This is a genomic window from Streptococcus sp. ELY_125, from assembly GCF_058314535.1.
Genome location: NZ_JBZFUM010000009.1, coordinates 71,203 through 82,627 on the forward strand (window position 1 = coordinate 71,203; position 11,425 = coordinate 82,627).

10 protein-coding genes are annotated in these 11,425 nt (G+C 42.9%); 2 read left to right on the top strand and 8 right to left on the bottom strand.

Annotated features, from left to right (window positions below; all coding sequences use genetic code 11):
- Positions 1-67: 67 nt before the first annotated feature.
- The 5 genes from AC4HAL_RS05375 to AC4HAL_RS05395 form a co-directional block, all read right to left on the bottom strand.
- On the bottom strand, positions 68-799 hold the full coding sequence (locus AC4HAL_RS05375) for a DUF3307 domain-containing protein (protein WP_491093323.1): 732 nt from the start codon (positions 797-799) through the stop codon (positions 68-70).
- A complete protein-coding gene (locus AC4HAL_RS05380) occupies positions 792-1,490 on the bottom strand; it encodes a SatD family protein (protein WP_491093324.1) in 699 nt (232 codons plus the stop codon). The genes AC4HAL_RS05375 and AC4HAL_RS05380 overlap by 8 nt, the downstream gene beginning before the upstream one ends.
- Positions 1,491-1,581: 91 nt before the next feature.
- Complete coding sequence (locus AC4HAL_RS05385) at positions 1,582-3,453, bottom strand: hypothetical protein (protein WP_491093325.1); 1,872 nt, start codon at positions 3,451-3,453, stop codon at positions 1,582-1,584.
- 96 nt (positions 3,454-3,549) lie between these two features.
- Positions 3,550-5,124 (bottom strand): signal recognition particle protein, encoded by a 1,575-nt coding sequence (gene ffh, locus AC4HAL_RS05390; protein WP_491093326.1) that lies wholly within the window; start codon positions 5,122-5,124, stop codon positions 3,550-3,552.
- A 152-nt stretch (positions 5,125-5,276) separates the two neighbouring features.
- Positions 5,277-5,609 carry a putative DNA-binding protein gene (locus tag AC4HAL_RS05395; RefSeq protein ID WP_447451369.1) on the bottom strand — a complete coding sequence of 111 codons (333 nt, stop codon included), beginning with the start codon at positions 5,607-5,609 and terminating at the stop codon, positions 5,277-5,279.
- Positions 5,610-5,780: 171 nt separating this feature from the next.
- Between AC4HAL_RS05395 and AC4HAL_RS05400 the strand changes: the two genes are divergently transcribed.
- Positions 5,781-6,548 (top strand): alpha/beta hydrolase, encoded by a 768-nt coding sequence (locus tag AC4HAL_RS05400; RefSeq protein WP_491093327.1) that lies wholly within the window; start codon positions 5,781-5,783, stop codon positions 6,546-6,548.
- 431 nt (positions 6,549-6,979) lie between these two features.
- Here the strand turns inward: AC4HAL_RS05400 and AC4HAL_RS05405 are convergent, their stop codons facing one another.
- Both AC4HAL_RS05405 and AC4HAL_RS05410 read right to left on the bottom strand, forming a co-directional pair.
- The gene (locus tag AC4HAL_RS05405) at positions 6,980-7,681 is read right to left on the bottom strand and encodes a GntR family transcriptional regulator (protein ID WP_491093328.1); all 702 of its coding nucleotides are present in this window, start codon (positions 7,679-7,681) and stop codon (positions 6,980-6,982) included.
- A gap of 143 nt (positions 7,682-7,824) precedes the next feature.
- Positions 7,825-9,372, bottom strand: a complete 1,548-nt coding sequence (locus AC4HAL_RS05410; protein ID WP_491093329.1) for an HlyD family secretion protein — start codon at positions 9,370-9,372, stop codon at positions 7,825-7,827.
- A 137-nt stretch (positions 9,373-9,509) separates the two neighbouring features.
- On the opposite strand from AC4HAL_RS05410, the gene guaA reads away from it, so the two are divergent.
- Positions 9,510-11,063: a glutamine-hydrolyzing GMP synthase gene (guaA, locus tag AC4HAL_RS05415; protein WP_491093330.1), complete on the top strand. Its 1,554-nt coding sequence runs from the start codon at positions 9,510-9,512 to the stop codon at positions 11,061-11,063.
- 164 nt (positions 11,064-11,227) lie between these two features.
- Here the strand turns inward: guaA and AC4HAL_RS05420 are convergent.
- On the bottom strand, positions 11,228-11,425 hold a 198-nt coding region (locus AC4HAL_RS05420; RefSeq protein WP_491093331.1), incomplete at its 5' end, for a transposase.

The following is an 11,425-nucleotide window of genomic DNA, read 5'->3' on the forward strand; positions in this document are numbered from 1 at the left end:
AGATACCAATTGAAATAAAGATGCGCTAGGTCTTTTTATATGGAATTGAAATGCATTAACTAAACTATCACACTAATAAGATACCATAGACTAACAAAACACTGATGATGCTGAATAGGGACCCAATCAGATAATATTCTGCAAAAGCTTGGCTTTTAGAGATTTTATCGTAGCGAGCAATAGACTTAGCCGTAAATACCAGCCCTACGGCTGCAAATTGTCCAAACAATAAGAAAATCCCCATAATTAGGCGCTCCAATAACCCAATAAGAGCGCCAGCTCCAGCTACGGTTTGTTCATCCGCTCTTTCAGGAACTTGGTACTTGCTGAAAAAGAGTTTAAACACGATGTTGATCGGCTTAGTAATCAAGGTTAAAAATAGTCCTAAACGAATCAGTTCACTGTTTTGACTGATGAGTAAGGTTGCCTCTGGCTTGAGCCAGAGGTAGATCAAAAAGATAGCCAGATAGTGCAAGATCTGATCACCGACAAAAACAGCTTGCTGCCAAGATGGTTTGCGCATGTTCGGTAGGAAATAAAATTTAGCACTATCAATGATAACATGGCTCAGCCATACCAGCAAAAAATAGTCTCCTGCTTGTGGATCCAAAATAAAACAGAGCAAGAGAGGCATGGCGACAATAATAAGATGCTGCGCTAAGGCTTGGATGCTGTAAGATTTCTGATCGGCTATCCTCTGACTTTGCCACTGAAAATCTGCTAGGAAATGAGCCAATAAGGTCAAGGTTAGCAAAGGATTCTTTATGAGGTAATCCGAGAAAGTCAAAGATTCAAGCATGGTTCTCCTCCTTGCGACTCTGTTGTTGATGATCGCTTTTGCTTTCTGCAATGATCAAATGTGCTGCGGTTTTGCGATTTCGTAAATAATGTTTTAGTCCGCTCGCTTTCAGGCGTTTACTAAAGCCGCTGGGCTTGATCCCTAAAGCATCAGCAATGATTTGATGCTCAAATTGTTCTTGATAAATCCGCTGTTTCAACAAGGCTCTTAAGATCGCTTGCTGGTTTGCTGTCCACTTCGATTTGATAAAATCTCCAGAGGATAGCAGACTATTGACGCTTTCTTGAAGCAACTGGTCATCACAGGACAGAGCGATACGGGCAACCCCATAATCAGTCTTATCGTGAACATGGTTGATAGCTTCACGAGCCCGCCAAAAGGCTGGACCGTCCGAACCGATACTTTGTTTCTCATTAATCGGAGTCAACATCTCTCCTAATCCTAATCCAAAACGAACCTGAATAGGAAACAGCTCCATCTGTATGCTATCAATAATCTGGAAAATATTATCACTAGGTTGTAATAAAGCCTGAAATTCATCACCCGTTGTCACTGTAAAGGGTGAGACGATTACAGAAGCATAGTCCTTATTAATGACCTGCATCAAATTCAGCAGCTCCTCCTGCACCCGAGCGCGGTCTTTGAGTCCTTTAGAATTGATAATATCGCCAATAAGAGCAAGGTAGGTCATGGTCTTCTCCTTTTATTTTTGTCCATTATAACAGACAAAAATAAAAATGTCCATAAAAATAGACATTTTTATTTTTTCCTAATTTCCTTTATCACTCAGTCGCAGCTGAGTCCCACCTAGGGTGGTAAATGACCAAGCCGTCTTTACGGAAGATAAGAACTCCTCTATTAGCTAGTCCGTAGACAAGAGCATAGAGAAGGATGGACAGGCAACTGATTAATGAAGCAGCCCAGGAAACACGAGCCAACTGAGTATAGTGGTAAGTTATCTTGACTTTATGAGTTCCCTCAGGAAAATGAATGGTCGTAGCACCGGCTTTACTGAGGGTCGTCGGTACTTCTTGACCATCAACAGTGACGATCTGCCCCTTATAGCGATAAAAAGGGAGTTCGATCCGCTGTTCACTGCCCGTATTGTTCGTAATCTCCCCTGTCGCATAGCTATCTCTGAAACGAAATTGAGATTCTAAAAGGATATCACTGTCTTTAACTATAACCTGATGCCCCAGCTTTTTACCAGTATCTGCTGTTTCATTTTTTTCTTTGGTCGACCTATTTGCATAATCCCTGAGAGCTATAGAATTGAGAACTTTCTTTTGACTGTTGCGATGAGATAATTCGCTAAAAATGACCGGCTTATGACTGGACAGGGTTTTGAATATCGCTGTCGAGCTGCTGATGTTGACAGCAGATAAGGTAACTAAGACCGCTATAATCACAATCGCAGAATAGAAAAATCGTCGCCTGCCCATTGGTGGCTTTTTAAAAAGAAAAAACTTAGAGGCTAAGAAGGTAGCAAATAGTGTGAGAAAACTATTAACCCGCCAAGCAAACTGAATAACGCTGACACTGCTATTAGGGCTATCAGGCCATTTTACTGCCTTGCTCTCCAGAAAGATAAATAGGACAATCCAGCCGATAAGGTAGTAGTCTTCAATTCTTAATTTTCGAAATTGAAATAAAATCAAAGCGAGACAGACAATGACAAGAATTCCAGGCACTAGCTCCTTTATGGCATTATTGAGGCTAAAGCGAAAAATATCACTGAGTGTTCTGGTAGAATTGTTCAGTGATATCCCACCAGGATTGTCAATACGACTGTATCGAAACTGCTCCAGCATGGTAAAAAACTGAAAAGCACTCAAAGCTAGACTAGCCATCACGGCAATAAAGAAATTCCAACAGCGCTGAAGCCTATCTTGCTGAAAAGCAATTGCTGTAATAAAAATCAGACCAACGACGACTGAGGCCATAAAAGCTGTTAAAATATGACTGTAAATCAGCAGCGCCATACCAAAAGTCAGAGGATACCATCTATGATAATTACCTCTAAGGATATTATAAAGCCCATAAAAAACTAAAGGCAGAAAACTCATCGCGATGACCTCACCAGTCGCAAAGCGAATCACGATATTGCCAAGGCGATAGGCTGAAAACACATAAAATATCGCAAAAAGGTGTGAGTTAAAACGATTATGAGTGATTCCTTTACTTGAATAATAGGCAATCAAATAGGTCACTACTGTCAAGGCATAACTATACAGAATCCAACCGTTATAGAGACTACCGGTCAATTTATAAAGTAAATAATAGGGATAATAGGTTAGATAAGGGTAGAAAAAATTAACCCCTTGTCCAATCTTGTAAAAAGACTTGAAATTAACCGGACTTTCATGGATACTGGCTAGGCTGAGAACCCGATTAAGATGAAAGTGCAGATCGTCACCGTACAAGGCACCGTTGCTCATCATCAGGGGAATGATATAAATCAAACTGACTAATAGCGCTGCTAAAAGCACCTTTAGCGGATTAGGAGCCCAGTATTTAAGATACTTGATTGACTTCCGACAGATCCCTTTTAAAATAAGCCATAATTTTCTCAGGATATCTAAAGCCTTATCCCCTTGTCTTGGACTAGGGCTGTGATTATTTGGCTGGGGTTGTTGTATTATATTACTCGTCATTGTTTTCCTGTTATGAGGCTGAGACAATAGTCCCAGCCTCTTTTATTTTTTGTAGTTTTTTTAGCAAGACGTAGTGCGTAAACTTATTTCCAGCTACTACTTCTTCTTGCCGCGCTTTTTCTTGGCTTTCTTAAGTTTATTGGCCTGACGTTTCATGGCTTGATTAACAGCGAATTGACCGATTTTCCCCTTCAAGCCGCCACCGAGCATTTGGCTCATATCAGGCATACCATTAGCACCGGCTAAGGCAGACATATCGGGCATACCACCTTGTCCCATCATTCCCTCGAGGGCTGACATATCCATACCAGAGCCATTTTTCGGCAATTGATTAGGATCTAAGCCCATCTGTTTCATGGCCTTGTTCATATCACCGCTCATGACCCCCTGCATCATAGACTTGGCCTGATTAAAGTCCTTGATAAATTTATTGACATCAACAAAACTATTTCCAGATCCTGCTGCGATTCGGCGACGGCGACTAGGATTGAGTAAGTCGGGATTCTCACGTTCTTCTGGTGTCATAGATGAAACAATAGCACGCTTGCGAGCAATATCACGCTCATCAACCTTTAGATTGCTAAGAGCAGGATTTCCAGCCATACCTGGAAGCATTTTAAGAAGATCTTCCATTGGTCCCATGCTTTGTACTTGATCTAGCTGCTCGATGAAATCATTGAAATCAAAGGTGTTTTCACGCATTTTTTCAGCAATCTCTGCTGAACGTTGTTCATCGTATTCCTGACTGGCCTTTTCGATCAGTGTCAGTAGGTCTCCCATGCCTAAAATACGACTAGACATTCGATCTGGGTGGAAGGTTTCGATATCGGTAATCTTTTCACCAGTACCGGTAAATTTAATCGGACGACCAGTAATTTGGCGGACAGACAAGGCTGCACCGCCGCGTGTATCCCCATCAATCTTGGTGAGGACGACACCTGTGATATCCAGTTTCTGGTTGAACTCACGGGCAACATTGGCTGCCTCTTGACCAATCATAGAATCAACGACCAAGAGAATTTCATTTGGCTGGGCCAAGTCTTTAACATCCCGCAGTTCCTGCATCAGAGTCTCATCAATCTGCAGACGACCAGCTGTATCGATCAAGACATAGTCGTTATGATTTTCACGAGCCTGAGCTAGACCATTTTTTACGATTTCAGTCGCAGGAACATCGGTTCCCATATCAAAAACTGGCACGTTGATTTGCTGCCCCAAGGTCTTGAGCTGGTCGATAGCCGCTGGACGGTAAATATCAGCTGCGATCATCAAAGGACGAGCATTGTCTTCTTTGACTAATTTATTAGCCAACTTGCCGGCAAAGGTTGTTTTACCAGCCCCCTGAAGACCGATCATCATGATAATAGTTGGGATTTTGGGGGCTCTCTCAATCTCAGCTGTCTCCGACCCCAAAATCTCCGTTAGTTCTTCATTAACGATCTTGATAATCTGTTGGGTAGGATCCAGCGTATCAATGATTTCATGACCAACAGCACGCTCACGCACACGCTTGATAAAATCTTTAACAACTGGTAACGCGACGTCAGCCTCCAACAAGGCTAAACGAATTTCCTTAGTGACCTCTTGGACATCTTTTTCAGAAAGCTTCTTCTTTCCGCGAATATTTTTGAAAACGCCTTGTAAGCGTTCTGTTAAACTTTCAAAAGCCATAATTAATACATATCAGAAGCAACTGCCCTCAAACACCGGTATTTGTCATTTTGGACTACCCGATCCGACTTACCATCAAACAGAGTTTACCAGCAGAAGAGTATTTTTCTAGCCTATCAGAAGCAGCTGCCTTTTTCCTTTCTTCTTTTTAACTATTCACGATTATCGATACTAGTTAAGAGAGAAATATTTTCCTGCAGATACGCATCATCAGGATACTTCTCCATAATAGCATCAAAAATCTCACTGCGGACAATGTAGTCAGAATACATATGAAGTTTCATCTCATAGTCTTCTAAAATTTTCTCGGTCCGCTTGATATTATCGTAAACCGCCTGACGGCTGACACCAAATTCATCAGCAATTTCAGCCAGACTATAGTCATCCGCATAATAGAGCTCAATATAGTTCATCTGCTTATCCGTTAATAAGGGGGCATAGAACTCAAAAAGCGCATTCATGCGATTGGTTTTTTCAATTTCCATAAGCTTTATTATACCAAAAAAATTATCTAATTTATAGCCGAAATGCGCAAGATTCCGCCTTGTCTAACGACTTGCTTGGGAAATTGATTTACTTTATAATAGAGGTCAAACAAACGCAGCTAATGCAAATTTTTCAACGAATATCAAAACTAATATCCGGGAGGCTCTGCAATGATTATCTATCACGATATGCTTTTTTCAGCCGTTAACAAGTTTAGACGGCTCCATATTTATTTACCCGATGATTATAAGGATAGCGATGAGCGCTACCCTGTCACCTACTTTTTTGATGGTCAAAATCTATTTTTTAACGATCAAGCGACCTATGGTACATCATGGGGACTCTATGATTTTTTACAAAACTGGTCTAAGAAAATGATTGTGGTCGGCTTAGAATGTGGCCACGAGGGTAATGAGCGCCTGTCAGAATACAGTCCCTACGATATCAACTCAGATTTTTTTGGCGGCCCTATCAAGGGGCTGGGACAGCTGACCATGGACTGGATTGTTCAAGAGGTTAAACCCTATATTGACGCGACTTATCGCACCTATAGTTTTCGCGAAGCCACAGCTATTGCCGGTTCCTCAATGGGAGGTTTAATGTCTATCTATGCTCTGGCTAAGTATAACTCTATTTTCTCCAAAGCAGCCTGCCTATCTTCGGCAATCGTGGGAGATATAGAGGCTGATATCAAGGCTAGTCAGATTGATGAAGACACACGCGCTTATCTATCTTGGGGAAGCCAAGAAAGCTCAGGCTGGCAGGATAGGTACACCATCTGGGACAGTCCTGCAGCTAGAGCTAATCTGACTATTGAGGCAGCATTTCAAAAGCATGGAGCAAAAACCTATATCTTTTGTCAAGAAGGTGGGCGGCATAGCGAAGCTGATTGGGCCAAACAGGTGGCACTTTTCATGGATTTTCTCTGGCGCTCCTAGAAAAGATAATGCCAGAAATTAAAATGATGAAACTGGGACAGAAATCAATAATTCGGAGAATTTGATTTTCCTCGCTCTCCTATTTTAAGGCCCAGCCCTCTGCCACTTTCCTGTTTTTAGGTGGCAGGCTTTGGCAGTCTATCCCCAGACTGCCAAACTCCACTGGATAATTTCTATCCCACCTCCGCACAGCTCCAAAGGTCCCCCGGACCTTTGGAGGTTGGAAATAAGATAAACTAACATTCATAGAATTGGATATCCACCCAGCACAGTTCATTGATGCTAAAGCACCTAATGAACTGTGCTGGGGAAAGACTTCTTGGCAGAGCCAACCAGTTTTTTCTCCCAACCACTGCGCCTAGCAAATAAAATTGAATAAATAAATAAGGTTGAGAACTTTTGTCTCAACCTCATTTTACCTTTTTAATGGGTTAATTACTACTTTCCAAATAAAACTCAAATCTTCCAGCTACATACTGACTGCGAACAAATTCAAAAGGGGTTCCATCATCTAGGTAGGAGGTTTGTTTCCGAGTCAATAGAGCATGCCCTCGCTTAACCTCCAGAGCATCTGCTTTGTCTCCATTAGCAACATCAGCAGAGATAATCTGCTGACTTTTACCGATAATATAACCGTGATCTGTCAGCGTCTGGAAAAAGTGATTAGTGACCTCTTCCTGTTTAAAATGGCGAATCAATCGCTCGGGAATACTGGTTACTTCATAAGCGACTGGAAGATTATCTGCATAGCGAACCCGCTCCATGCGTATAATATAGGATTTTGGCCTAACCGAAAGATGACGGATCTCCTGCTCATTTGGATAGGTACGCTCATATGAAATCAGTTTGCTGGAGGGGTCTTTTCCTTGAGATTTAATAATTTCAGTAAAGCTGGTTGTTCCCCGCATTTTTTCCTGAACTCGCTGACTAGCGACATAGGTACCGCTACCAACTCGGCGCTCCAATATTCCTTCATCTACCAAAAGTGTAATCGCCTGCCGCAAGGTCATACGGCTGACCTCAAATTGATCAGATAGGTCGCGCTCGCTGGGCAGGCGGCTGCCGATTTTCCAAACACCTCGATCAATCTCGTTTTTAATGGCATCATGAATCCGAATATAAGCTGGTAGCATGGCATCCTCCTGATTAGTCTATACCAGTATTGTAGCACAAAAAAGCAGAAGGCTACTGGCTTTTTTCGCAATTTGAGAAAAATAGCGTGAAGCGCTTCTGCTGAAACATTTATTGTCTTTAGCACACATAAGACAACTTCTAGTTAGTCAGTTGTGTTGCCATAGACAGACATCGATGAACTCGGTGTAAAATGAATGGGTTTAAACATCCAGTTGTTATCTTGATGGAAACGGCTGGTCAAAGTATCGGTAAGCGTATTGCCAGATACCGTAATATTGCTGACATCTCCAGAGTGCTGACCAATACTAGCACCGTAGGCAATAATTTTGCCCGACTTATCCTTATAAGGAATGAACGAATTATTGGTCACACTGATATTACTGGTCATAGCTTTTGTTTGGTTGTAATTGCCATAGTTAGAGTCGATATTTTTTAAGAAATTGCCATCCCATTCCCCCCGATTGTCCGATGTATCGAACTGGATAGCTTCGGCGTAAATATCATGGTCTTTGCTGACTTCCGATAAATCAGTTTTATCAGTCAGCTCAGGTGCGTAACCTTCAAAGGTATTGCCGTCAAAACTTGAATTTTGCAAACCACCAAGGTCAAAGACGTGACTTCCCATTTTATGAACCATAGTAAAAGTATTGTTTTCGATAGTCCAGTTGCTGCCATGATTAACCATAATCATGAACTGGTTTCCTTTTTCTAAATCCTTAGCTTCGACAGTGATATCTCTCATGGTGAAATTTTGTACACCATCTGTTGCACCAGTTCCTGTCGCAAATCCAAACCAATACTGGGCACCATCGACAATGAGTTTGGTGCGATCGCCGCGAATCTGCGTATCCGAAGCTAGGGTAATATAGTCTGTTTCCGGGGTCTGTGTCCCAATAGTGAAATCTCCGCTGGGAAGGCCTAGAATGGTCCCAGGATTATCCTTGGCATAATTAAAGGCATCTTTTAAGACCTGATTATTGTCTGCAGCAGAATTCTCTTGCTTTAAAGGAACATGGTAAATATCGTTGACACTGGCTTCGGCGATATTAGAAATATCTGTACCGTCATCCAGTTTAACATCGTACTTATAACCGCCACCAGATGAATAATTATAACTGATATTAGTCACTTCTGCTGCATCTCCTTGATAGCTGCTTAAATCGTAACCATCTAAATCAGTCTCAGCGGTATGACTAATCTGAATCGTAGCATCCTTGCCGAATTTAGCATCAGGCGCTTCCGTAATATCTGTTTCAGTGACACCTCTGACCTTATCACCATTCTCAAACTTGATCGTGTAAGTCATGACGGAATCCCCGTCCTTGGTATCAACTTGATTCTCAGAATCAATCTTGCCGATCCACTGGCGGTACCTTTCTAAATTTTTACCACCGATGGAAGTTTGTGCTTCAGCAGTAATCTGCACAGTATTATTTTCAGCGTATTTAGGTTTTAAATTCTCCGAGCCAATCTGGATATTGCTGGTAACATTAAGAACATCCTTCTTGAGGACCTTAAAACTGTCGGTGACCGCCAAAAGAATGATAGCGGCAACGACCAATACTCCTAGCACAATCAGTTCCTGCACGCGAAACAGGCCTTTGCCTCGCTGTCTTTGTCTATTTTCCCTCAGTAAGGGACTGGTATGACTTTCTCTTTCTTTATGAGTAGGGGGAATTTTTTCTCGCATAGAGTTTATTATAACATAGTTTGCCTAGCGAGAATAGGGGGGATTTACCCGAAATTTCTACTGCGCTCGGGCATAAAGTGTGCTACAATAGACGTAATCATTCTGTCAGGCAGACTGACAAACTAGAAAGGGTTAAGATGACTGAATTTACCAACCTTGAAAAGATCATCGTCTTGGATTACGGCAGCCAGTATAACCAGCTGATCGCCCGCCGTATCCGCGAATTCGGGGTCTTTTCAGAACTTAAAAGCCATAAGATTACTGCAGCCGAAATCAAGGAGCTCAATCCTATCGGAATCGTCCTATCCGGCGGACCTAACTCGGTTTATGCCGATGATTCCTTTGGTATAGATGAAGAGATCTTTGAGCTTGGTATTCCGATTCTAGGTATTTGTTATGGCATGCAGCTTCTGACCGACCGTTTGGGCGGCAAGGTTGTCCCTGCTGACCAGACCGGCAACAGCGAGTATGGCCAGTCGACACTCCAGCTGCAGCAACAATCAGCCCTATTTGCCGACACGCCAAAGGAACAGGTCGTCCTGATGAGTCATGGCGATGCTGTGACTGAAATCCCGGCTGACTTCCAGCTTATCGGAGAATCTGCCGACTGTCCTTATGCTGCCATCGAAAATCCAGAGCGCAAGATTTACGGTATCCAGTTCCACCCAGAAGTTCGGCACTCAGTCTACGGCAATGATATCCTGCGTAATTTTGCTGTGACTATCTGTGGTGCTAAGGCAGATTGGTCAATGAATAACTTTATTGAAATGGAAATTGCTAAGATCCGTGAGACCGTTGGCGAGCGCAAGGTTTTACTGGGACTCTCGGGCGGAGTTGATTCATCAGTCGTCGGCGTGCTGCTGCAAAAGGCAATTGGCGACCAACTAACCTGCATCTTTGTCGATCACGGTCTTCTGCGTAAGGGAGAAGGCGATCAGGTCATGAACATGCTGGGCGGCAAATTCGGACTTAACATCATCCGTGTGGACGCCTCCAAGCGCTTCTTAGACTTGCTGGCCGGTGTTGATGACCCTGAAAGGAAACGCAAAATCATCGGCAACGAGTTTGTCTATGTCTTTGATGACGAAGCCAGCAAACTCAAAGGGGTAGACTTTTTAGCCCAGGGGACACTCTATACCGATATTATCGAATCTGGTACTGAGACAGCCCAAACTATCAAGTCACACCACAATGTTGGCGGCCTGCCTGAAGATCTACAGTTTGAACTAATTGAGCCTCTCAATACCCTTTTCAAGGATGAGGTCCGAGCTCTGGGGACGGCCCTAGGAATGCCCGATGAAATCGTCTGGCGCCAGCCATTTCCTGGTCCAGGTCTGGCTATCCGCATCATGGGAGATATTACCCCTGAGAAGCTCGAAACCGTCCGTGAATCCGATGCCATCCTACGTGAAGAAATTGCCCAAGCCGGCTTGGAACGCGATGTTTGGCAGTATTTCACTGTCAATACTGGTGTGCGCTCGGTTGGCGTTATGGGAGACGGCCGCACCTACGATTACACAATTGCCATCCGCGCTATTACTTCTATCGATGGCATGACAGCAGACTTCGCCCAACTGCCTTGGGAGGTCTTGCAAAAAATCTCAAGGCGCATCGTCAACGAAGTCGATCACGTCAACCGCATCGTCTATGATATCACCAGCAAACCACCTGCAACTGTGGAGTGGGAATAGGTGACTAAATTAAAGTGAAGTGAAATGGTTGGTCTAACAGCATTTCTAAGTGTTGTAAAATGTGAAAACGGAACTAAATTACTTTGGTTCCCCACCAGAAAATAATGTGCGGCCCCAAAAAGTTGAATTATAAAGGCTCTTTGTCAACTGTAGTGGGTGACTTATCATGAACAACGAGAGAGGACCGGCTTGGTCTTCTTTTTTGTTAGGTTTAAAGCGAGATAAATCCGTTTTTTAAAGTTGTCAAAGTTCCGATAGCCAAAGGCATTGCGTTTGATGTCTTTGATGAGTTTGTTAGTGGCTTCTAATTTAGCGTTAGAATAAGGCAATTCAATGGCATTAGTGATATAATTTTTATAACG

Excerpts from the sequence above, each read along its gene's own strand:
- AC4HAL_RS05375 (WP_491093323.1), bottom strand. The coding sequence starts at position 799 with ATGCTTGAATCTTTGACTTTCTCGGATTACCTCATAAAGAATCCTTTG.
- AC4HAL_RS05380 (WP_491093324.1), bottom strand. The coding sequence starts at position 1,490 with ATGACCTACCTTGCTCTTATTGGCGATATTATCAATTCTAAAGGACTC.
- AC4HAL_RS05385 (WP_491093325.1), bottom strand. The coding sequence starts at position 3,453 with ATGACGAGTAATATAATACAACAACCCCAGCCAAATAATCACAGCCCT.
- ffh (WP_491093326.1), bottom strand. The coding sequence starts at position 5,124 with ATGGCTTTTGAAAGTTTAACAGAACGCTTACAAGGCGTTTTCAAAAAT.
- AC4HAL_RS05395 (WP_447451369.1), bottom strand. The coding sequence starts at position 5,609 with ATGGAAATTGAAAAAACCAATCGCATGAATGCGCTTTTTGAGTTCTAT.
- AC4HAL_RS05400 (WP_491093327.1), top strand. The coding sequence starts at position 5,781 with ATGATTATCTATCACGATATGCTTTTTTCAGCCGTTAACAAGTTTAGA.
- AC4HAL_RS05405 (WP_491093328.1), bottom strand. The coding sequence starts at position 7,681 with ATGCTACCAGCTTATATTCGGATTCATGATGCCATTAAAAACGAGATT.
- AC4HAL_RS05410 (WP_491093329.1), bottom strand. The coding sequence starts at position 9,372 with ATGCGAGAAAAAATTCCCCCTACTCATAAAGAAAGAGAAAGTCATACC.
- guaA (WP_491093330.1), top strand. The coding sequence starts at position 9,510 with ATGACTGAATTTACCAACCTTGAAAAGATCATCGTCTTGGATTACGGC.